Below are 23096 nucleotides of genomic sequence, written 5' to 3' on the forward strand. Positions count from 1 at the left end.
TGTTCATAAAAAGGTCGGAAAGGAAGACAACAAGTGAAGACAGAGAAATTTTTTACCCATCCGATTGGCGTATTTATTGCTGCAATAGTAGCAACTTTTTTATGGGGAAGCGCATTTCCTTTTATTAAATTAAGTTATGTTGAACTTGGAATTCAACCACAAGAAGTTGGAGAGCAAATATTATTTGCCGGTTATCGTTTCTTTTTATCTGGATTCATGCTCTTATTATTCTTTAAAGTATTAGGAAAAGATATGAGCTTCAAAAAAGGAACGGGGAAACAGTTAATACAAATTGGTTTATTCCAAACGTTTCTTCAATATATCTGTTTTTATATTGGAATGAGTTATAGTTCGGGAATTGAAGGAGCTATCATTTCAGGGACATCATCATTCTTTCAAATTTTACTCGCCCATTTTTTATATAAAGATGATGCCCTCAATATGAGAAAAATAATTGGCGTATCGATTGGCTTTTGTGGCGTCGTTTTAGTAAATGTGCCGAGTGATGGTAGCTTATCATTTCATTTTGGAATCGGAAGCTTATTACTTCTTAGTGCAGCAATGCTGTATTCATATGGAAACATATTAGCGAAAGAAGGTAGTAAAACGTTAGATGTTGGCTATATGACAGCATACCAAATGATGTTTGGTTCTATAGGATTATTATGTATAGGGGCTTTACAAGTTGGAGTAATGCCATTTACATTTAGTCTACATGCACTACTTATGCTGATTTATTTATCTTTCTTATCTGCAGCTGGTTTTTGCATTTGGAATACAATTATGAAGTACAATAAGGTTGGAAAAGTATCTATGTATATGTTCTTTATACCCGTATTTGGTGTGTTATTATCGAGCATGATTTTAGGTGAAGCAATTCATTCATTTGTGTTACTCGGTTTAGCATGTGTAGCCGCGGGAATTATTGTGGTAAATCGGACGCCAGCTAAGCAAAAAATAGAGAAAGAAAAACAAGTAGCATAGAAAGCAGAAAAGCGATTACAATGGAAGAACAGTACTGTTCTTCTTTTTTTATAGAAAAAGGATAATAGACTAAGTGTAACGAAAAAAGATACAAAAAGCATTTATTGAGGAGAACATATTATGAATCTACTTTACGTGGTGTTAATTGGGCAAATACTTCTTTTTTTAATTGGTGCAATTTATGCAATGCGGCAGACAAAAAGAACGAAAGATAATATGCCGTTACCTTTAGCAATCCGTCTTATTCTTAGTTTTTCTTTAACAGGTAGTGCAATTTGGATATGGTTACAAGATCCATCTGTAGAGTATAGTACGTGGGTTGCACTTGGTATGACTTTATCGACTGTGGGAGATTTGTTTATGGCTGGGCTGATTCCAATTGGTCACAGGTTAATTGGTGGGATGGTTACTTTCGCTCTTGCTCATTGTTTTTATGTAAAAGCATTTTTGCAAACAGGAATTTCGTGGAATGGTTTTTGGATTGGCTTACTCGTATATGGGCTCTTTCTAATTGTAGGATGGTTCTTCTTTATCCGAAATGATAAACAGGATAAATTGTTTACGATAGGAGCTCTAATTTACGGATTGTGGGTTGGAGGAATGGCTTGCTTTGCATTCGCCTTATATTATGAAAATACAGGAATATGGTGGATACCAGCGTTTGGTGGTTTACTGTTTGTGATTTCTGATTTTATTATTGGCGTGACAGATATCGGAGGGCGTAAATTGAAGTATGAGCCACTTTGGATTTGGTTTACATATGTAGCTGCTCAAATGTGTATTGTATATGTGGGATTATAAAAAGATACTCTCAAAATAGTGAATAGACTATTTTGAGAGTATCTTTTTTGCTTGTTTAATTTGATCAGTATTACCATTTTGAAATTTCTAATATTATAATTTTATGATTCAGAATTTTGTAGAAAAATATCGGTTGTATTATTTATAATAAAAGTAAAAAGATGATGAGATGGTGAAATGATGCAAAAGAAAAAACGTTGGCGTGAATTCTTTGGAACTATTGCAATTGCATGTTTATTGGTGTTTTTGGCGAAAATTTTTGTGTTTTTCCCTACGACTGTAAAAGGAGCATCTATGAGGCCAACGTTGCAAGATGGAGATAAGGTAATTGTTAATAAGTTAGCAAAACAATTTGAAAGCTATGGGAGAGAAGACATTATTGTTGTGAAAACAGATAATTTTTATGTCAAAAGAGTGATTGGATTATCTGGAGATATAATTGAGATGAGAAATGATCAATTATATGTAAATTCTGAAGTGAAAGATGAAGAGTATTTGGATAGTAATAAAAAACAAGCAGAAAAAAAACTTATGAATTTAACAGAGGACTTTGGACCGATTACAGTTCCTAAAAATAAGATTTTTGTTATGGGAGATAATCGCTTAATAAGTAAAGATAGTAGAAATGGTTTAGGTTTTATTGATAGAGAAGATGTATTAGGAAAGTTAGCAGGCATTTATTATCCGTTTGAACATATGAAAATAATAAAGTAAAAAACCAAGCAAATTTTAGTTTGCTTGGTTTTTTTGTTAAACAGTAGGAGATTCGTTAGATACAAACATATTTTCATGTTTCTTTGTAGTACTTAAAACGAATTTATGTTGTAGCAATTGGAGTTTAAATAACGCCAAAGGATCATGATATGTTTCTGGATTGCTTCTTAGCGTTGCTAATGTTTGCTCGTCTTCCTTTATCTCAAGTTGAGCTGCATCTACATTTTGTTTCAATATGTTAAGTGGATCTTTAAAGAACATCATGATATCACGTTCTAATGCACCTTCAAATACTTCAAATTGTAGGAAGAATTGTTTTGAAATTGTGTGAGCAATTTCTGTATAGTCTTCTGTTTCAATATATTGTTTATATTTGTTGGCGAGCATAGATTGGTTTTTTTGCATATTACCAAATAATTTTCCGGCACTTTTTAAGAAAAACTGTGTCGGTGTAAAGCGTAATAAAATATTGATGTTCGTTACTGTAATTCGATTTGTCATTCGTGCAACATCTCGATTCCAATCATCTAATAATTTGAAATCGCAAGGAAGTTTCATACGTTCTTCTTTATATAATTTATTAAACGTTTCACTCATTTCATCTAAATAAGCTTGAGCTTGAATAAATTCATTATGTGCTGTTTCAATCCATTCTTGAATAGACCCAGTAAATTTAGGAAGAAGTACCTGTTGTACATGCTTTTGAACTCGTTCATTCATTGCAGCATTTAATTCTTCATGAACTAGTTTGAAATCACTATCTTCTTGAACAAGATCAGAGCAGCTCTGTAATAATTCAGGAATTTGAGAATGTATATCTCGTGTAATTTCTTCTTTCGTTAAAAGATAGGATTCGGTAATAGAGCGAATTTTATCTTTTTCAAGAGCAGTAAGGTTATTAATAAATCCAGTAAGTTTCACTGAGATGTGTTTATTCCAGCGTACGGATTTTACTAATGTATTTTCTAATTCCACACGTTCATTTATGAGATAAGCAATTGTCTTTTGCGTAAACCATATTAGCTTTTCTATACGTTCTTTTTCTATATCGCGTTTTGCAAGATTAGAGAGAATAGATTCTGTTACATCCCCAAGTTGCTGACTACTCTCTTGCGAAGGAGAGTATGGGAAGAATTGTGCATCTGGAAAATGTACTTTAAGTTTACTAATTAGTTTTTCATTAGTAGTCGTATTATTTGTGTGTAATACGAAGTGAATTTGTAAGTTTGGTACTTGTTCACGTAAATAAATTAACGTATCAATTTCTTCACTATGCAATGGTGAAGAAGAATTTAATACGTAAACAAGGCTATCTGCTGCTTGTAAGTATTCAAAGTATGCATTGTTTTTATCCAATTGTCCTTGAATGGATGGTGTAATAAGAAATGTAAACTTATTTTTTCTTAAAAATCTACTTGGTAGCTTAATTTCTATACATTTTTTCTCAAGTTCTGACTGAGCAGATGTAGCCGCTATTTGATGGAATTCATCAAGGTTAGAGATATTTCTGATATCTAACTCGGTAAATTCTGTTATTTCAGTTTGACTAGCGTCTTTAAATAGAATAGGAGTTGTTAAAGTTTCAGTTAAGATGTTCTCTCCTAATATTGAATTAACAAATGATGTTTTATCATGGTCACTAGTTCCAGCTATTAGTAGTGGTGTGACATTTAAATCACATAGTTCATGGACGAGTAGCGTAAATTGATGACTTAAATCTACATCATTTTTCTCAGCCCATACAGCGATTGTTTCGAATAAATGAGAAACTATTTCCATATTTACATCTGCTTCAGCTGATGTATTAGAAAGTAAGGATCCAGCACTTTTTACGAGTAATGATTCTAAGGTTGTAGGTGAGACTTCATTCCATGCTAATACTGCTGCAGAGACAACTAGAGAATCTTTTGCTTTCGTTAAACTGAACCAATTTGTTAATAGATTTGGTACAAGTCCGTTTAATTCATGCATAAAATGATTTCCGGTAATTAATGCAAAGTATGTTTCTTGATAGCGAGTAGAAATTTCATTCCAATCGTCATTATTGTCTGTTTCAATATGCAAGAATAAATGATTAATACTTTGAATCCAAGGAAGGTATAAGGATTCATGTTGGTAGCTATTCCAAAGAGCAATAACAAGTTCTTTAAATTGAGCTTGATCAACAGCATATAGAGCTTTTAAAGACTCATAGAAATATTCAGGCTTAATATTTTTAGTAAATCCTTTGTTTATGTAATTTATTAATGTATCAAACCAGTGTAAAGATTGTGTTCGAATACCTTCTTGAACAGCTAGTTCGATAGCGTTGTTCCAATCTTCTTGTTTTTCATAGAAAGAACGTGCAATTGCAGTAATGTTTGGGTAATCCGGTTGGAATGCAACAGCTTCACTAATCGTCTTAAAAGCAAGTCCTAAACGATCTTGTTCGATATAAAGAGAAAGAAGTTGTAATGAAACTTCCATCGTAAGAGTTGTATCTTCTGTTTGAATAGATTGATAAATTTCTTCTGCCTTTGGTAGGAATCCTAGTTCAAAATAAGCATCTGCAATATTTTTTGTTGCCCAAAGTGCAAGAGTATTATTAACTTTTTCCCATTTAAATATAGCTGCTTCAAAATCTTTATTTTGATAATAAAATTCACCTTGAGCAAATCGAATATTAGAAATGTTGGAGAATTCATTTTTAGATTCATTTATATATGCTTCACCGAGTACTTCCGATGCAGGAGTAGAAGTTTCTTCTGTTAAAAATGTTTTATAGTAAACTTTTTGAATAAATTGATTTTCAATGGTCATGTTCGTTCCCCCCTGTATAATTTAGAAAAATGATGTTGTATGTAAAAGGGTTCATGTTCTTTTAATAGGTAGAAGTTGGATTATATAGACCAAACTATGTTTTTGCTAGATATATCATTTTTCTTGAGAGTTAAACCGTTGCGAAAAGTAACTTTCCTTTATTGTAACAAAAAAACACGCATATGAATTTTTATTTTTTATCAGGACATTTGCAGGCAGTAAGAATCTAATCTCAAAATTAGTGAATGTAAGTGAGTTATGTGGGAGTCGGGATGTCTGTAGAAGCAAGATTGGCATAGGTTAATAATTACAAAACTCCCACTGATTAAAGTTTCACTTTATCTCTGTTAAAGGAAAGAATAGAAGTAGAGTTCATTATAAAAACAATGTATAGTGAATATGTATACCATGTTTGCCTTAAAGATAGAAAGGGTACAATGTGGAATAACGATCGTGCATAGGATGTGTCTTCCGAATGGAACAACATATTGGCGAGTTAATCGCGCATTATGGCTATTTTGGAATTGTTATAGCTTTGGCTGGTGGGATTGTCGGATTACCGATACCAGACGAGTTTTTATTGACCTTTGTTGGTTATAATGTTTCAAAAGGAGTTATGTCAGGAACTGCTGCTTTTTTAAGTGGGATGGCTGGTGCGATGTTAGGGATTACGTTAAGCTACATATTAGGTTTAAAACTTGGGCTCCCTGTTTTAAAGAAATATGGGCCGAAAATTAGAATTAAAGAACATCACATTGAAAAAACACATATTTTATTTGAAAAATATGGGCCATTTCTTTTAATGATTGGTTATTTTATACCGGGAGTACGTCATTTAACAGCATATTTTGCTGGGGTATCAAATTTGACACTTTGGCGTTTTTGTTTGTACGCTTACGGTGGTGCGCTCATTTGGATAAGTGTTTTTATTGGGCTTGGCTGGAAGTTAGGCGAGAAGTGGCGCTTCGTTGAGTATAGTTTACATCATTATGGAATATGGATTTTATTAATTTCAGCAGTTGTTACATGTGTTGTATGGTTTTATATAAAGAAAAAGAAAAACCGCTAATAGCGGTTTTTTTAGCTGAAAGCAATAAATAATACACCAGCTGTAATAAAGACTACACCAACGCCGGTCATAAAGTTTAACTTTTCACCGAGTATAATCATAGCGAGAATGATAGAAAATACGACGCTTAATTTATCGACAGGAGCTACTTGTGAAACCTTTCCTGTTTTGAGGGCAAGAAAATAAAATAGCCATGACGAAGCACCTGCAATCCCACTTAATGTGATAAATAGCAGTGCTTTTTTATTTAGCAGTACGTCGCCGATATTTTGAAATTTACCTTGTATGATAATAACGCCTATCATAAATAATGCCATAATAATAGATCGAATTGTTGTTGCAACGTTTGCATCGATTCCGTCTAAACCAAACTTTCCAAAAATCGATACAAGGGCAGCAGCAATTGCTGATAATAGTGCAAACAAGAGCCACGAACTCATAGTAAAATCCCTCCAATCTTACAGTATTATACATGAAAATGATTCTCATGTATAAAGTTGAAGCAATTGAGGTTTATAGGAAGCACGACTTCAACTTAACTTCTTGTTCCACCTGAATTTTAAGGTGGGAGTTTGACTGCCCGCAAATAGTGGGCTAAATAACGAAATAATCCCCACCTTATATTTTTAATAAGGTGGGGATTATTATACTACTCTGCAATTTCCTCATATAAAAAGTACGTTACATTATAAATATGTTCTACTTCATCGTCTGTCATAAACAGTAATTCGTCACGCTCAATCCCTTTTTTCTTTTCAATAAACTCAATCATGTTTTTGCGTTCTTCTCTCTTCATCAATTTTATTTCTCCTCTCAATCTGTTTTAATACAGTTTATTTAAGTTAATGCTATTATATAACAGAATCTTTAGAAAGTTCCACCTATTTTATTGTTTTTTTCAAAAGAACTTTTCGACAAAACAAGCCCACCTAAGGGGGGCTTGTTTTATTTTATAGTCGTAAAAACTCAGGCTCCGTCGTACCGGCACCATCGATGTAATAAATTGTGTCGGGATTAATTTTTATCAATACGTAATTAGGGTCTTCAGGACCGAGTAACCAACGTTTTAAGCTATTATTCCAAAACTTGTTTTTTAATGTCGAGTCTTCCTCGATTGAAGCTAACCCTTCAACTTCAATATAATCTTCATCTAATTTTTTTCCTTCTCGTCCGAGTAATACATGGACATTAGGATTGTTTTCAATATCTGTTATCTTTTTTGATTTCCGATCTGTTGCAATATATAACACAAAATCTTCGTGGAAAAACATCATAAAGGCACTATGAGGTTTATTTTCACGTACAGTAGATAATACACCAGTTCGTTGACCGCATATAATAGTTTCAATTTTTTCTTTTAAATGCATGCTTTTAGCCTCTTTTCATACTTTGTAGTTTTCTTCGTCAAAATAAGAATGAAGTATCTTTCATACTCTTTTCATCAAGATGATTTTTTAAACGTAATTGTGATGAAATCGGACAAGTTAGGAGAAGAATAATAATAATATTGAGGAGAAATACATACGATGGAAGGGTGAAAAGCATGTTTAATAAAATATTTCTTATAGTAGCACTTATAGGTGTACCACTATCTGTACTTGGAAAAACACTTCATTGGCCAGAAACAATTATGTTCGCTGTGTATTGTATTACGATTATCGCGTTAGCTGGTTTTATGGGGAGAGCAACAGAGAGTTTAGCAATTGTATCTGGTCCTAGAATAGGCGGATTATTAAATGCTACTTTCGGTAATGCTGTTGAACTTATCATTTCAATTTTTGCACTTCAAGCAGGGTTAATTGAAGTGGTGTTAGCTTCTTTAACGGGTTCTGTACTTGGAAATTTATTATTAGTAGGAGGACTATCCTTCTTTGTAGGTGGACTTAAATATAAAAGGCAAAGCTTTAACGTTTACGATGCAAGGCATAATTCAGCTTTATTAATATTTGCTGTTGTCGTAGCCTTTGTTATTCCAGAGATCTTTTCAATGAAGATGGACGCTGGCAAGACGTATCAATTAAGTATAGGTGTTTCTATTATTATGATTATCATGTACCTTGCTGCATTACTATTTAAGTTAGTTACGCACCGTGGTGTATATCAACATAAAAGTGACGAAGTAGCGCATGAAGAAGAGCCAGAGTGGTCGAAAGGGAAAGCACTCCTTATTTTAGCGATAGCAACACTGGCAGTAGCTTATGTGTCAGAGGCGCTCGTGCATACTTTTGAAACTGTTGCAAAATCATTTGGTTGGTCAGAATTATTTATAGGGGTTATTATCGTTGCAATTGTTGGAAATGCAGCGGAACATGCATCTGCAATTATTATGGCTTATAAAAATAAAGTAAATATTGCAGTCGAAATTGCAATAGGTTCTACATTACAAATCGCCATGTTTGTTGCTCCTGTACTAGTATTGCTATCTATGTTCTTCGCGCAGAGGATGCCTTTAGTATTTACCATACCAGAACTTGTATCTATGATTACAGCTGTTTTCTTAACGATTGCGATTTCAAATGATGGAGATACAAACTGGTTTGAAGGCGGCACTTTACTAGCGGCGTATGTCATTATGGGAATTGGTTTTTATTTATTATGAAAAATAGGCATAACAATTGTGCTCAGAGAAAACAATAAACAAAGTAGTATATATACCTTTACATAGGAAGGAGCCAGACAGGTGAAACGAGTATACAGCATATGTCTTTCAACTATGGTCTCGTTTATTTTATTATTTCCTAACATGAGTTTTGCAAAGACAACAGTAGGAACAAAAATGCCTTCATCTGTTTTAAATATTTCAAAAGACAATACATTTCCAAATGATGCGCAAGATTTGCCACGTTTACAGCCAAGTAAGTTTGCTCAAGAACTATTGAAAACAGCTAATATTAAAATTGAAAATCCAGACTTAATTCGGATGTTTAATGAAACGACAATTTCAAATGCGCCGCTTGCAGTAGGGTACCGGGCAAAAATTTATTTAGGTCAATGGGCTTTACATTATGAATCAGTAGACACATCGATTAATTGGGAATATAAACAAGTGAATCGAAATGTGTATGATAATCGCGGAGGAGACCGTTTATATCCACTTCGCTATAAGCAAGAAACACAAAAGACGGTTGAAGGCGATTTAACAGCAGATATGAAAGATGCTGCAGATGTGAAAAAAATGATGCTTCTCAAAGCGCTTGAAAAAGTACAATTGCCCCTTTCGTTTAAAACAACTATTGGTTATGGTACTGGACATGAGCGTGTGTATAATATTAGTCCGAGTCAACTCGGATATTTATACGCTTATACACCAGCAGTAAATGAAAAGGGAAAAGTAACATTTGGAGAAGTGTATCTTGTATTAAAGGGAAATCAAAAAAGACTTGTTGTGAAAAATATTACTTCTCAAGGAATTGGAGCGGCGATTCCAATTCATGATCATTTATTTTTTAAATTCATTTCTTCTTCCCACTCGCAATAACATAAAAAAACGTCAGCTTATAAGCTGACGTTTTTTTATAATGTAATGTTTGCTGTTTTTGATAAGAAATCTTCTGTCGGATAGTAGCTGTTTTTTACAAGAACATTTGGTCCAAGACATTTTACTGCAGGACAGTGACAGCTTAATGATTTTGCTGTTTTTGAAGCACTCCATTTGTCATATGCTTCTTGTAATGTGTTTGTTTGTATGTTTCCTAGAAGTGGAACATCACCAAAGTCCGTCACAATAATATTTCCATCGAAAATATTTACATTTAAACGAGAACGGCCATCTGGATCATTACGAACAGTGACATTTTTGCTCTCTTGTAATTTTTTAAATGTGGCAATGTCTCGCTCGTCATCGCTACAAGCATAGAAAGGTAACGTTCCAAATAACATCCATACATTTTCATCACGAATTTCTAGTAAATGCTCAATAGCATCACGAATTTCAGCTTTTGTTAAAATCTCTAGATTACTCGCGAAGTCACTTGGATACATTGGGTGAACTTCATGACGTTTACAGCCCATCTCTTCGACGATTTGACGGTGAATATGTTCAATATGTGGTAGAGTTCTTTTGTTTAACATTGTTTCGGCCGATACAAGTACACCTGCATCTGATAGAGCCTTACTATTTGTAATCATTCTTTCGAATAATTTTGCACGTTGTTCGTAAGTAGGTTTACGCTCCATCATTGCAAATCCGCCTTCAACGAAGTCATCAATTGTTCCCCAGTTATGAGAGATATGCAACACGTCTAAATAAGGAATAATTTGTTCGTAACGTGCTAAATCTATAGTTAAGTTAGAGTTGATTTGAGTGCGAACGCCTCGTTCATGGGCGTATTTTAAGAGTGGTGTTACATAGTTGTCGACGGATTTTTTTGAAAGCATAGGTTCTCCGCCAGTAATACTTAAAGAACGTAAATGAGGAATCTCATCTAATCGTTTTAATAAAAGATCCATCGGAAGCGGATTTGGGTCTTTCGGCTGTAACGTGTAACCAACAGCGCAATGCTCACAGCGCATATTGCATAACGTCGTCGTTGTAAATTCAACATTTGTTAATAGTAGTTTGCCGTACTCTTCAAGGTCCATATACGCTTCCCATGGATCGTAAGAAGGAGTAATCGGCTTCATTTTTTGTGATATCGTCATATGAAATACTCCTTTGACTATTGAAATAACAATTTGTCCATTCTCTATAATAGAAGAATATGTGCTTTTTATAAAGTGAAACTTTTTAGCGTGAAAAGAGAGAGGGCTTACATTATAGTGGATGACTGTGACAAAATTGATGAAATTTCATGCCCATAGCAATCATTTTTGCGGTATAATAAAAGCAACTCGAATTAAAAGGAGAGTGCCTTCATGGGAAAAGCAATTCAAGATAAAGATACACAATTAGTATATTTAAAAGAGCGTTTAAATATGTTCATTGAAGTAATTGATACAATTGAACCTGAAGAAGTAGAATTAGAAGATGTAGATCGTCTTCTTGCAATGTTAGATGAATTAGAATTAAAATGTGAGCAATTTAAAAAAGACGAATAATATATTAAAAAGGCTGCCAATTCCAATTTGGTAGCCTTTTTCTGTGCGGATAATAGAAGGACGATAGAAAAAGAGGTATAATCAAGTTGTGAAAAATTTCATTTATGCTTTAATAGCGTGAAACAAATAAAAAGCTAAAGAGCATAACAATGGAATTTTCAGCTCATAACGTTTTGGTAGCGTTCACAATTGAGGGGGAAGTAACAATGGAAAAGCTTCAAGAAAGCATGTATCAACTAATTGTTGAAACGTCAACGAACTTACCGAAAGATGTTCGTCGTGCGATTCAACAAGCGAAAGAGCGAGAAAATGCAGGGACTCGTTCTGCGATGGCACTTGGCACAATTACAAATAATATTAAAATGGCTGATGATAACATCTCACCGATTTGCCAAGATACAGGGATGCCAACGTTTAAAATTTATACACCAGTTGGTGTGAATCAATTAAAGTTGAAGGAAGCTATCTATAATGCGCTTGAGCGGGCGACAAAAGATGGTAAACTTCGTCCAAATTCTGTTGACTCTCTTTTTGGAGACAATAGTGGAAATAATTTAGGACCAGGTACACCGGTTATTAAGTTTGAACAATGGGAAAAAGATTATATTGATGCACGTTTAATCCTAAAAGGTGGTGGCTGTGAGAATAAAAATATTCAATATAGCTTACCGTGTGAACTAGAAGGACTTGGACGAGCTGGCCGTGATTTAGAAGGAATTCGTAAATGCCTTCTTCATGCAGTATACCAGGCACAAGGTCAAGGATGTAGTGCTGGTGTAATTGGTGTTGGTATCGGGGGAGACCGCACATCAGGTTATGAATTAGCAAAAAATCAATTATTCCGTACATTAGATGATGTCAATCCAGTACCAGAGTTACAACAACTTGAAGAGTACGTATTAGAAAATGCGAATAAGCTTGGCATTGGTACAATGGGATTTGGTGGAGAAACAACTTTACTGGGCTGTAAAATTGGCGTGTATAACCGCCTGCCGGCTAGCTTCTACGTATCTGTGGCGTATAATTGCTGGGCATATCGCCGCCTAGGTGTAACAATCCATCCTGAAACAGGTGAAATTATGGATTGGTTATATCAAGAAGGTGAAGATACACTTCAGCATGAAGCACAAGAAAAAACAGAGCAACGTGAGATTGTATTACAAGCACCAATTACAGAAGAGCAAATTCGTGGACTTCGCGTTGGTGATGTTGTAACAATTAATGGCATGATGTATACAGGTCGTGACGCAATCCATAAGCATTTAATGGATAATGATTGTCCAGTAGATTTAAATGGACAAATTATTTACCACTGTGGTCCAGTTGTTGTGAAAGATGACAATGACAATTGGCAAATTAAAGCGGCGGGTCCAACGACAAGTATTCGTGAAGAACCGTACCAAGGCGATATTATGAAGAAATTTGGTATTCGCGCTGTTATTGGAAAAGGCGGTATGGGTGCGAAAACATTAGCGGCTTTAGAAGAACACGGCGGCGTGTACTTAAACGCAATTGGCGGTGCGGCGCAATATTATGCTGAATGTATTAAAGAAGTGAAAGATGTTGATTTCTTACAATTTGGTATTCCAGAAGCAATGTGGCATTTACGCATTGAAGGTTTTAAAGCAGTTGTAACGATGGACTCTCATGGTAATAGTTTACATGCAGATGTTGATAAAACATCACTTGAAAAATTAGCGAGCTTTAAAGAGCCGGTATTTAAATAAACAAAAATGCATCTCGAATCTTTCGAGATGCATTTTTTGGTATATATAGAAAAACATGCACAGCATGAAAGTAAGTAAGGAAACAGAAACTACAGGTACGATTATATATGGAAAGGAGACTATTTATGAAATATAAATGGTTATATATCGGTCTCATTTTTTCAATTATGATGGCACTTGTTCCAGTTTCGGCATTGGCTTATACAAATACTCCACATAACTGGGGAATCCCGCGTCCTAAAAATGAAACAGTACCAGATGCAGGAAAGTTATATACGGATTTACTGCAAAAAAATGGCGGGTTTTATTTAGGAGATACGAAGAAAAAAGATATTTATTTAACATTTGATAATGGATATGAGAATGGATACACAGGGAAAATCTTAGATGTATTAAAAGAGAAAAAAGTACCAGCAACTTTCTTTGTAACGGGGCATTACATTAAAACACAAAAAGATTTATTGTTAAGAATGAAGGATGAAGGACACATTATTGGAAATCATTCTTGGAGTCATCCTGATTTTACAGCGGTAAATGATGAGAAGCTTCGTGAAGAATTGACGAGTGTAACGGAAGAAATTAAAAAAGTAACTGGGCAAAAAGAAGTGAAATATGTACGTCCTCCGCGCGGCGTATTTAGTGAAAGAACGTTAGCTCTTACGAAAGAAATGGGCTACTATAATGTATTTTGGTCACTTGCATTTTTGGATTGGAAAGTGGATCAGCAAAGAGGATGGCAATATGCGCATAATAATGTTATGACGATGATTCACCCAGGATCTATTTTATTACTTCATGCAATATCAAAAGATAATGCAGAAGCACTTGCGAAAATCATTGATGATTTGCGCGAGAAAGGGTATCATTTTAAAAGTCTAGATGACTTAGTAAAAAGCAATCAACCGTAAGCATGTATGCTTACGGTTTTCTCATGCTATAATGATGTGTAAAAAGGATGGGGAAACGTATGTGGAGCGAACATGTTACGTTAGAGTATCCGTATCATTTTGAAGAAGTATTAAAACGTTTATCTTTTGATCCTCTTAACGTCATTCAATTAGATGAGAAAGTCATTTATATCCCGCTTTGTATAGACGAGGAACAGGTTGTTGTTCGCTTGCAAGGGATTGGTACTGTTCAAAATCCACAGTTTTGGATTTCTAGTCAGACAGGAAATCCGGAGAAAGTTATGAAACGAATGAGGGCCATTTTTCATTGGAATGAACCGTTTCATGATATACAAAATCATTTTTTAAACACATCATTACGTCCACTATTTGAAACATATGCTTATACTCCAATTATTTTAGAATTTGATTATTTTGCTTGTCTTCTTCGCTGTATCATTCACCAACAAATAAATTTGAAATTTGCTACTGTGTTAACAGAACAATTTGTGAAACGGTATGGAATAGAGAAGAACGGTGTATTCTTTTTCCCCACTCCGGAAATAGTAGCAAATATTTCAATAGAAGAATTGAGAGAGCAGAAGTTTAGTCAGCGAAAGGCTGAATATATAGTAGGATTAGGTCGAAGTGTTGTCAGTGGTACATTAAATTTAGCGAGTATAGAAAATGGAACGGAAGAAGAAGTTTCAGCACAATTGTTGCCAATTAGGGGAATTGGTGCATGGACAGTGCAAAACTTTTTAATGTTTGGGCTTGGACGGAAAAATATGTTCCCGAAAGCGGACATTGGGATTCAGCGTGCAGTGCAAGGTATATTTCAATTAGATGATAAACCTGATGATGTATTTTTAGAAAAAGTGAAACAAGAGTGTGAACCATACTGCAGTTATGCAGCGTTATATTTATGGAAAAGTATAGAGTAGAGGTGTAATAATGATACAAAAGCAACATGAGAGTAAGTTGGAAGTTGGTCAAACGTTTCCTGTGACAATTAAACGTCTTGGGATTAACGGAGAAGGCGTTGGTTATTTTAAGAGACAAGTTGTTTTCATTCCAGGGGCATTACCAGGAGAAGAAGTTGTTGCAGAAACAACGAAAATTCAGCGTGGCTTCGCTGAAGCGAAAGTGAAAAAAGTTCGTAAAGCTTCACCGCATCGTGTGAAAGCACCGTGTCCAGTATATGAGGAGTGTGGCGGTTGTCAGCTGCAACATTTAGATTATAAAGAACAATTGAATCAAAAGCGTGATATCGTTGTACAAGCATTTGAGAAGTACATGAAAAACAGTATGGAAGAGAAAATTCGTCCAACGCTTGGCATGGAAAATCCATGGCATTACCGTAATAAGAGTCAATTACAAGTGGGGCGTAAAGACGAAAAGGTTATTACAGGGCTATATAAACAAAACTCACATCAGTTAATTGATATTGCTCATTGTATGATTCAACATAAAGCAACGAATGAAGCGACAAAAGTTGTAAGACGTATTTTAGAAAAATTAAATGTTTCTATTTACAATGAGAAAAAACAAAAAGGTTTAGTACGCACAATTGTAACACGTACTGCAGTTCAAACAGGGGAAGTACAAGTTACACTTATTACAACAAAAGAAGAATTACCAAATAAAGAACAATTTGTTGCAGAAGTACAAAAACAGATGCCAGCGGTTAAATCAATTATGCAAAATGTAAACTGGCGTAAAACATCTGTTATTTTTGGAGACAAAACATTTAAATTAGCTGGAAAAGAAGTAATTCAAGAAACACTTGGCGATTTATCATTTGAATTATCAGCACGTGCATTCTTCCAATTGAATCCAGAACAAACAGTTGTTTTATATGATGAAGCGAAAAAAGCAGCTGCGTTAACAGGCGATGAGAAAATTGTAGATGCGTATTGTGGTGTTGGTACAATCGGACTTTGGCTTGCGAACGATGCAGCGGAAGTACGTGGTATGGATGTAATTCCAGAAGCGATTGCAGATGCAAGGAAAAATGCGAAGCGTCACGGATTTACAAATACGAAATATGAAGCAGGTAAAGCTGAACAATGGTTACCGAAATGGGTAAAAGAAGGATGGCGTCCAGATGTAATTGTTGTCGATCCACCACGTACAGGTTGCGATGATAAATTACTGGAAACAATTTTAAAAGTGAAGCCGAAACAAGTTGTGTATGTGTCTTGTAATCCTTCTTCATTAGCACGTGATGTACAAGCATTAATGAAGAGCTATGAAGTGGAGTATGTGCAACCAGTTGATATGTTCCCGCATACAGCTCACGTAGAAAATGTAGTGAAGCTTGTTAGAAAGTAAAGTTTATTAATATTCCCTCATGGTATGAGGGAATATTTTCTATGAAGGAGAATATTATGCATAATTATAAATTAACGATTCAGTACGATGGTGCACGTTTTAAAGGATGGCAACGTCTCGGTAATAATGATAATACGATTCAAGGAAAAATTGAAAGTGTCATATCTGAAATGGTCGGAAAAGAAATTGAAATTATCGGTTGTAGTAGAACAGACGCTGGTGTACATGCTTTGAATCAAGTTGCTAACTTTCAAAGTGATGAGAAGTTAGTGGAACATAAAGTGAAAAAATATTTAAATCAATATTTACCTAACGATATTAGCATTACGAATGTGGAAGAAGTACATGATCGCTTCCATGCTCGTTACAACTCTAAAGCAAAAACATATCTGTATAAAATTTGGAATGAAGAGCATACAAATCCATTTATGCGTAAATACAGCATGCATGTGAATAAAAAATTAAATGTGGAAAGCATGAAAGCAGCTGCGAAACATTTAGTTGGTTCACATGATTTTACTGCTTTTTCAAATGCGAAATCAAAGAAAAAATCTATGGTTCGAGAAGTATATACACTTGATGTGATGGAAGAGGCAGGGTTTGTACAAATTAGAGTAAGTGGTAACGGCTTCCTTCATAACATGGTAAGAAAAATTGTTGGGGCATTAATTGAAGTTGGATTAGGACAATTAGATGCTGAAGCAATTCCAAACATTTTAGAGGAAAAGCAGCGCAATCAAATTAATTGTCTTGCTGAGGCAAGTGGGTTGTATTTAGAGAATGTTGAGTTTTAATGGCAAATAAAAAAATCGGGCTAAGTAGCTCGATTTTTTTTAGTATTACGAAGATTTCTCGTTTTTTATACGTAGCTTCAAATTCCAAAAAGCAGCAAGCATAATAGCTGCAAAGGAGCCAAAAATTGTTCCTAATAGCTTTGCATAAGGAGAGCTGCTTACATCGGCATTAATGAATAACATCATACAGAGCATGGCAGGGAAAAAGTATAAGTATTGTAATAACTTTAATTTTTTATCATCACTCATATATATAGCCCCTTTCTAGCATGTTATATGTTTATTATAACATATTTTACCAAGTTGTTTTTACACTTGGAGACATGTTCATTTCATATGTGTAAATGCAGTTTTTTAATTCGATATTGTAAGTTTTGCCTACTTAATCCTAAAAATTTTGCAGCTTGTGAGATGTTGCCATGATTCTCTTTAAGAATTTGGTTAATGTAGTTCTTTTCCATCTTTTCTATTGTGTGTTTTAAAGTTTTTGGTGCATCAGTATTGTGATTAGTTAGTGCATGTTGCATATTGAATTCTGTTTTTATTCGTTCACGGAAGCGAGTAGGCATATGAAACGCTGTAATGATGGTTTCATCTTCTATTAAGTTCATGGAACCTTCAATTATATGTTCCAACTCCCGTACGTTCCCAGGCCAATCGTATGCATAGAAAAATTCTCTTACATTTACATCTACATCGGTTACGTTTAGCCCGAATTGAGTATTATATTTTTCAATAAAGTGCTGAACAAGAGCTAGAATATCTTCTTTTCTTTCACGTAAAGGCGGAAGACATAAAGTAACGACGCTTAATCGGTAATATAAGTCTTCTCTTAATCGATTATGTGAGATGGCTTCGAAAGGATCTTCATTGATAGTTGCTATAATACGAACATCAATTTCTTTTTCGTGTGTGCCTCCGATTCTTCGTATTGTTTTTTCTTGTATAGCTCGTAGTAACTTCGCTTGAAGTGCTGGACTTAATGAGTTGATTTCATCTAATAGCAAAGTTCCTCCGTTCGCTTCTTCAAATAAACCAGCTTTATCGATAGCTCCTGTAAATGCACCTCGGTTTGTACCGAATAATAAGCTTTCCATGAGTGTATCAGGTATAGCGGCACAGTTCTGTGAAATAAAGGGTTTTGTTGAACGCTGACTTTCATTATGGATGCTTTGTGCAAATAGTTCTTTCCCAGTGCCTGTTTCTCCTACTAGAAGTATGGAGGAAGATGTACGAATTACTCTTTTCCCTTCAGTAATGATTGATTGAATAGCTTCAGAATCACCAATTATGTGATCAAAGGTAAATTTAGTGCTTTGTTTTCGAGAAGGGCCCATTCTTATTGTTTGCTTTAAGTTACTAATTTCTTTTGATATTTCAATAGCGCCTTTAATTTTTCCATTTTCTATTATAGGGAAAGTATCGTTAATCGTTGTAATTTCTTGTCCTTTGTTGTTAAAATACGTTTGTTTTATATTTTTGTTTGTTTTTCCTAATTTTAATGCCTCTATAAGAGTACTATTTTTATTTTCTTCAAATGCAAATATTTCTAAAGGACTTTTATATAATACATCTGAGCGTTCCATTGATTCAATTTCCATCATTTTGCGGTTATAGATAATCGTTTTACTTTCCTCATTAATAATATGAATCCCGATATCGAGTTCATTGAGTAAAGTTTCATATAGCATGTTCATTTCAATGATCTGTTTAAAATTAATGTCTTCTGTACGCATAGATTATCTTCTCCTCATTTCACCCTATGAAGACTGACTTTTTATAATTTTATTAAAATTCTTATAAAACCGCAAAATTTTTTTGCTATTTTCCTTTTAAAACTTTTCAAATGATAGAAAAATTTTGCGGTTGTGCACGCTTTTTTGTGTAAAACTCTCATTTAATATATGAATTAGAGACTTGGTACGCATTTTGCATAAATAATATTTGAAATCTCTAGAGGGGAGAATATGAATTTTTACAGGATATACAACGTTTCGGTGTCAATTAATAAGAGGGAGGGATTTATAAAGTGAAGACAGTTATAGAAGGTGTGTATAGTCCTTGTTATGGAAAAGTAGAGAAGTTATTTGTTACGGAAAGTTCTTACGTATACGAGTGGGAGAAATTAGCGTTAATTGAAACGATAGATAAACAGAAAGTAGAAATTAAGATAGGAATCAGTGGTTATATTGAATCATTAGAAGTAGTAGAAGGACAAGCTATTGCTGATCAAAAGTTATTAATAACAGTAAGGGATGACCTTTTAGTAACAGGCAGTGATTAATGTAAGTGATGTGTATTTTTGCTATTTTAAATCATTATTTTTACGGTGAAGAATTTTAAAAACGCTTACATTGAATGGATTGGCAAAGTGAAAAGGGGGGATTTATATGATGGATCAAAACCAAGGATTAAAAAGAGAATTGAAAAGCAGGCACATATTTATGATTGCACTCGGTGGAGTTATTGGTACAGGACTTTTTTTAGGATCAGGTTATACGATTCATGAAGCTGGGCCTGGAGGAGCAATTGTAGCCTATCTTGTCGGTGGATTTGTAATGTATTTAACGATGCTCTGTCTTGGAGAATTAGCGGTTGCGATGCCTGACGCAGGGTCTTATCAAACGTATGCGACAAAGCATATTTCCCCTGCAGCGGGTTATGTAGTGGGATGGATGTCGTGGTTAAACTGGTCTGCTACGATAGGCATTGAATTAATTGCGGTTAGTATTTTGATGAAACGTTGGTTTCCTGATGTACCGTCATGGATTTGGTGTGTAGTATTCGCGGTACTGCTCTTTGCTATTAATGCGTTATCTTCAAGAAGTTTTGCGGAAGTGGAATTTTGGTTTGCAAGTATTAAAGTAATTACAATTATTGCATTTATTATTTTGGGCGGGGCAGCAATGTTTGGTTTTCTAGATATGAAAGGAAATGAACCAGCGCCAATGTTCTCTAGCTTTACTGATTATGGTGGATTGTTTCCAAATGGATTATCAGCCATTTTAATTACAATGATTGCAGTTAATTTTTCTTTCCAAGGAACAGAATTAGTTGGTATTGCAGCAGGTGAGAGTGAAAATCCAGAGAAAACGATCCCGAAGGCAATTAACAATACAGTTTGGCGTATACTTGTTTTCTTTGTACTATCTATTTTTATTCTTGCTGGACTATTCCCTTGGCAGCAAGCAGGAGTAATAGAAAGTCCATTCGTAGTTGTATTTGATAAAATTGGTATTCCTTATGCAGCAGATATTATAAATTTCGTTATTATTACAGCAGTACTATCCGTTGCGAATTCAGGATTATATGCAACTTCGCGTATGCTATGGTCTATGTCTAATCAAGGAATGATTAGTCCAATTTTTGGCAAGTTATCTAAAAACGGTGTTCCTATTTATGCATTAATCGTAAGCACAATTGTAGGGTGTCTCTCACTACTATCAGGTATTTATGCGGAAGATACAGTTTATTTATGGCTGCTTTCTATCGCTGGGTTCGGAGCGATACTAGTTTGGGCATCTATTGCTTTATCAAATTTATTAGCTAGAAGGTCATACATGAAGCGGGGCGGGGATGTTAAGGACTTGAAATTTAAAACACCATTGTATCCATTTGTACCACTTCTTGCGTTAGTATTAAATTTAACAGTAATCGTTGGCATGGCCTTTATTCCAGAACAAAGAATGGCATTGTATTGTGGTATTCCATTTATGATTGTTTGTTTACTGTTTTATCGTGCTACAAGAAATAAGGGAAGTAATGTGGAGCATATTGAAAAGACAAATACAACGGAAGTAGAGAATTTATAATAGTGATTAATTAGGAGACTGTAAAATTGTAAACAGTCTCTTTTTTTGTGAAAATAAAGCTGGAAACATACTATGTATGCAAAGGGGAATTAGCGATGAATCCAGAAGTTTCGCAGTTGTTAAAACAAATAGATTCAAGGAAAGAGGAATTACTAGAACTTACAAAAACTTTAATTCGTTTTGAAACACCAGCACCGCCAGCGAGAAATACAAATGAAGCACAAGAATTTGTTGCAGAGTTTTTAAGAAAACGAAATTTTAGTATTGATAAATGGGATGTATATCCGAATGATCCGAATGTTGTTGGGGTAAAAAAAGGGATAAAAAGTGACTCATATAAAAGTCTTATTATTAATGGACATATGGATGTAGCCGAAGTGTCAGCAGATGAGGCGTGGGAAACAAATCCATTTGATCCATTTATAAAAGATGGCTGGTTAGTTGGACGTGGCGCAGCAGATATGAAAGGTGGGCTGGCTGGAGCGCTATTTGCCATTCAACTTTTACAAGAAGCTGGTATTGAATTACCTGGAGATTTAACTTTTCAATCGGTAATTGGAGAAGAAGTTGGAGAAGCAGGTACACTTCAATGCTGCAAAAGGGGTTACGATGCTGATTTTGCAGTAGTAGTGGATACGAGCGATTTACATATGCAAGGACAAGGCGGTGTCATTACTGGATGGATTACAGTGAAAAGTCCACAAACGTTTCATGATGCAACGCGCAGACAAATGATCCATGCTGGAGGACGTTTATTTGGAGCGAGTGCGATTGAAAAAATGATGAAAATTGTACAAAGCTTACAAGAATTAGAGCGCCACTGGGCAGTTATGAAAACATATGAAGGCTATCCATTTGGAACAACAACAATTAATCCAGCTGTTATTGAGGGAGGAAGGCATGCGGCGTTTATTGCGGATGAGTGCCGATTGTGGATAACAGTGCACTTCTATCCGAATGAAACACATGAACAAATAATAAACGAAATTGAAGAGTATATTGGAAAGGTGGCAGCTGCCGATCCATGGTTAAGTGAAAATCCGCCACAATTTAAGTGGGGCGGAGAATCAATGATTGTAGATCGTGGGGAAATTTTCCCTTCATTAGAAATAGATAGTGAACATAAAGCTGTAAAAAAACTTAGCTCAGTACACGAGTCTATTCTATCAAAAAATGCAATTTTAGATATGTCTGCAACGGTAACTGATGGCGGTTGGTTTAGTGAGTTTCACATTCCAGCGATTATATATGGACCAGGTACATTAGAAGAAGCACATTCTGTAAATGAGAAAGTTGAGATTGAACAGTTAATTGAATTTACAAAAGTGATAACAACATTTATATATGAATGGTGCCACACGAAAAAATAGATTTGTATAGTAAAATCGTACGAGTATGTATACTTGTACGATTTTTTAGTGAACTATTTCAGAGTTGAATATAAACAACTGAAATAGTTCTTTATTTTGCTATGTCTTTCGTTTCATTTCAATTAATTTCTCTTTCGCTAATTCAACGGCAATCGCATCATCTAAATAGCCAATTGGAAAGAGATAGTCGGGAATAATATCTGTCGATAATATGAAATAAAGTAATGCGCTCCCAAGAACTGCACGTTCTTCTTTTGAAATGGTTTCATTACAAAATTGTTGATACATATCTGTTAATTGTTCAATAAAAGGACCAGCACTATCAATTTGCTCTAATTTGCTTGCAAAACTGTCATGAATACGTTTTTCGCCTTCTGTTGTCTGGGCATAGCGTTCGTAATTTTCGAGTTCTTGTTTTACGCGAGTTGTAGTGTAATCGAAATCGAATAAGTTAGAGGATTGTAAAGTTTGTTGAATGGTATCAAGAGATGTGTACATATCCGTTTTTTCTTTATTAATGTGAGGAGAATCAGGGTACATTTCATCAAATAACAATTGGGGTGGAACTTGAAGACATTCTGCAAATTTTTGTAGATGTTTTTGTTTTGGCGGTTGTTTGCCATTAATAATTCTTGAGACTGTTGCAGGATCAATATTTGTAAGTATTCCTAGTTGGCGCATAGATAAGGCGCGTTCTTTTAAAAGTTTTTTTATTAATTTACCAAGCCGATCATTCGGGTTTTCATTAGCCATAGTGCAGGCACTCCT

23 protein-coding genes are annotated in these 23096 nt (G+C 34.7%); 15 read left to right on the forward strand and 8 right to left on the reverse strand.

Annotated elements, in window-relative coordinates:
• Positions 1–33 precede the first annotated feature (33 nt).
• The 3 genes from ACUXVC_RS02345 to lepB all read left to right on the forward strand — a co-directional run bounded on the left by ACUXVC_RS02345 (position 34) and on the right by lepB (position 2499).
• The gene (locus ACUXVC_RS02345; RefSeq protein ID WP_063546354.1) at positions 34–984 is read left to right on the forward strand and encodes a DMT family transporter; all 951 of its coding nucleotides are present in this window, start codon (positions 34–36) and stop codon (positions 982–984) included.
• A gap of 120 nt (positions 985–1104) precedes the next feature.
• A complete protein-coding gene (locus tag ACUXVC_RS02350) occupies positions 1105–1785 on the forward strand; it encodes a lysoplasmalogenase (RefSeq protein ID WP_001051080.1) in 681 nt (226 codons plus the stop codon).
• A gap of 177 nt (positions 1786–1962) precedes the next feature.
• Positions 1963–2499 carry a signal peptidase I gene (gene lepB, locus ACUXVC_RS02355; RefSeq protein WP_000983310.1) on the forward strand — a complete coding sequence of 179 codons (537 nt, stop codon included), beginning with the start codon at positions 1963–1965 and terminating at the stop codon, positions 2497–2499.
• A gap of 36 nt (positions 2500–2535) precedes the next feature.
• Here lepB and ACUXVC_RS02360 read toward each other — a convergent pair whose 3' ends face one another.
• Positions 2536–5298, reverse strand: coding sequence for a tetratricopeptide repeat protein (locus tag ACUXVC_RS02360; protein WP_095691458.1), 2763 nt, complete (start codon positions 5296–5298; stop codon positions 2536–2538).
• Between the two features lie 475 nt (positions 5299–5773).
• On the opposite strand from ACUXVC_RS02360, the gene ACUXVC_RS02365 reads away from it, so the two are divergent.
• Positions 5774–6367, forward strand: a complete 594-nt coding sequence (locus ACUXVC_RS02365; RefSeq protein ID WP_000434876.1) for a DedA family protein — start codon at positions 5774–5776, stop codon at positions 6365–6367.
• Between the two features lie 11 nt (positions 6368–6378).
• On the opposite strand, the gene ACUXVC_RS02370 is transcribed toward ACUXVC_RS02365, so the two are convergent.
• The 3 genes from ACUXVC_RS02370 to ACUXVC_RS02380 form a co-directional block, all read right to left on the reverse strand.
• Complete coding sequence (locus ACUXVC_RS02370) at positions 6379–6807, reverse strand: EamA family transporter (RefSeq protein ID WP_000100295.1); 429 nt, start codon at positions 6805–6807, stop codon at positions 6379–6381.
• Positions 6808–7016: 209 nt separating this feature from the next.
• The gene (locus ACUXVC_RS02375; protein ID WP_000817786.1) at positions 7017–7163 is read right to left on the reverse strand and encodes a BH0509 family protein; all 147 of its coding nucleotides are present in this window, start codon (positions 7161–7163) and stop codon (positions 7017–7019) included.
• Between the two features lie 154 nt (positions 7164–7317).
• A complete protein-coding gene (locus ACUXVC_RS02380) occupies positions 7318–7734 on the reverse strand; it encodes a pyridoxamine 5'-phosphate oxidase family protein (RefSeq protein ID WP_016083647.1) in 417 nt (138 codons plus the stop codon).
• Positions 7735–7910: 176 nt separating this feature from the next.
• Here ACUXVC_RS02380 and cax point away from each other — a divergent pair, with 176 nt between their 5' ends.
• Both cax and ACUXVC_RS02390 read left to right on the forward strand, forming a co-directional pair.
• A complete protein-coding gene (gene cax / locus ACUXVC_RS02385) occupies positions 7911–8966 on the forward strand; it encodes a calcium/proton exchanger (RefSeq protein WP_000482133.1) in 1056 nt (351 codons plus the stop codon).
• Between the two features lie 81 nt (positions 8967–9047).
• Complete coding sequence (locus tag ACUXVC_RS02390) at positions 9048–9845, forward strand: YfkD famly protein (RefSeq protein WP_002083605.1); 798 nt, start codon at positions 9048–9050, stop codon at positions 9843–9845.
• Between the two features lie 35 nt (positions 9846–9880).
• On the opposite strand, the gene yfkAB is transcribed toward ACUXVC_RS02390, so the two are convergent.
• On the reverse strand, positions 9881–11008 hold the full coding sequence (yfkAB, locus tag ACUXVC_RS02395; RefSeq protein WP_000156022.1) for a radical SAM/CxCxxxxC motif protein YfkAB: 1128 nt from the start codon (positions 11006–11008) through the stop codon (positions 9881–9883).
• Positions 11009–11221: 213 nt separating this feature from the next.
• On the opposite strand from yfkAB, the gene ACUXVC_RS02400 reads away from it, so the two are divergent.
• From ACUXVC_RS02400 to truA, 6 genes are all read left to right on the forward strand, one after another.
• Positions 11222–11404, forward strand: coding sequence for an SE1561 family protein (locus ACUXVC_RS02400; RefSeq protein ID WP_000513558.1), 183 nt, complete (start codon positions 11222–11224; stop codon positions 11402–11404).
• Positions 11405–11610: 206 nt separating this feature from the next.
• Complete coding sequence (fumA, locus tag ACUXVC_RS02405; protein WP_000413530.1) at positions 11611–13131, forward strand: class I fumarate hydratase; 1521 nt, start codon at positions 11611–11613, stop codon at positions 13129–13131.
• Between the two features lie 125 nt (positions 13132–13256).
• Positions 13257–14039: a delta-lactam-biosynthetic de-N-acetylase gene (gene pdaA / locus ACUXVC_RS02410; protein ID WP_000875957.1), complete on the forward strand. Its 783-nt coding sequence runs from the start codon at positions 13257–13259 to the stop codon at positions 14037–14039.
• 59 nt (positions 14040–14098) lie between these two features.
• The gene (locus ACUXVC_RS02415; RefSeq protein ID WP_095691457.1) at positions 14099–14962 is read left to right on the forward strand and encodes a DNA-3-methyladenine glycosylase family protein; all 864 of its coding nucleotides are present in this window, start codon (positions 14099–14101) and stop codon (positions 14960–14962) included.
• 10 nt (positions 14963–14972) lie between these two features.
• On the forward strand, positions 14973–16352 hold the full coding sequence (rlmD, locus tag ACUXVC_RS02420) for a 23S rRNA (uracil(1939)-C(5))-methyltransferase RlmD (RefSeq protein ID WP_089170364.1): 1380 nt from the start codon (positions 14973–14975) through the stop codon (positions 16350–16352).
• Between the two features lie 56 nt (positions 16353–16408).
• The gene (truA, locus tag ACUXVC_RS02425) at positions 16409–17146 is read left to right on the forward strand and encodes a tRNA pseudouridine(38-40) synthase TruA (protein WP_095691456.1); all 738 of its coding nucleotides are present in this window, start codon (positions 16409–16411) and stop codon (positions 17144–17146) included.
• 45 nt (positions 17147–17191) lie between these two features.
• On the opposite strand, the gene ACUXVC_RS02430 is transcribed toward truA, so the two are convergent.
• Together ACUXVC_RS02430 and ACUXVC_RS02435 are read right to left on the reverse strand one after the other, a co-directional pair.
• The gene (locus ACUXVC_RS02430; protein WP_089170366.1) at positions 17192–17395 is read right to left on the reverse strand and encodes a hypothetical protein; all 204 of its coding nucleotides are present in this window, start codon (positions 17393–17395) and stop codon (positions 17192–17194) included.
• A gap of 83 nt (positions 17396–17478) precedes the next feature.
• Positions 17479–18882, reverse strand: a complete 1404-nt coding sequence (locus tag ACUXVC_RS02435; protein ID WP_089170367.1) for a sigma-54 interaction domain-containing protein — start codon at positions 18880–18882, stop codon at positions 17479–17481.
• A gap of 293 nt (positions 18883–19175) precedes the next feature.
• On the opposite strand from ACUXVC_RS02435, the gene ACUXVC_RS02440 reads away from it, so the two are divergent.
• The 3 genes from ACUXVC_RS02440 to ACUXVC_RS02450 all read left to right on the forward strand — a co-directional run bounded on the left by ACUXVC_RS02440 (position 19176) and on the right by ACUXVC_RS02450 (position 22328).
• The gene (locus tag ACUXVC_RS02440) at positions 19176–19430 is read left to right on the forward strand and encodes a biotin/lipoyl-containing protein (RefSeq protein WP_000859489.1); all 255 of its coding nucleotides are present in this window, start codon (positions 19176–19178) and stop codon (positions 19428–19430) included.
• A gap of 106 nt (positions 19431–19536) precedes the next feature.
• Positions 19537–20958, forward strand: coding sequence for an amino acid permease (locus ACUXVC_RS02445; RefSeq protein WP_000969252.1), 1422 nt, complete (start codon positions 19537–19539; stop codon positions 20956–20958).
• 47 nt (positions 20959–21005) lie between these two features.
• On the forward strand, positions 21006–22328 hold the full coding sequence (locus tag ACUXVC_RS02450) for an acetylornithine deacetylase (RefSeq protein WP_141241122.1): 1323 nt from the start codon (positions 21006–21008) through the stop codon (positions 22326–22328).
• A 99-nt stretch (positions 22329–22427) separates the two neighbouring features.
• Here the strand turns inward: ACUXVC_RS02450 and ACUXVC_RS02455 are convergent, their stop codons facing one another.
• Positions 22428–23081 carry a DUF1232 domain-containing protein gene (locus ACUXVC_RS02455; protein WP_001262771.1) on the reverse strand — a complete coding sequence of 218 codons (654 nt, stop codon included), beginning with the start codon at positions 23079–23081 and terminating at the stop codon, positions 22428–22430.
• Between the last annotated feature and the right edge of the window lie 15 nt (positions 23082–23096).

The sequence above is a fragment of the Bacillus sp. N6 genome (assembly GCF_052805735.1).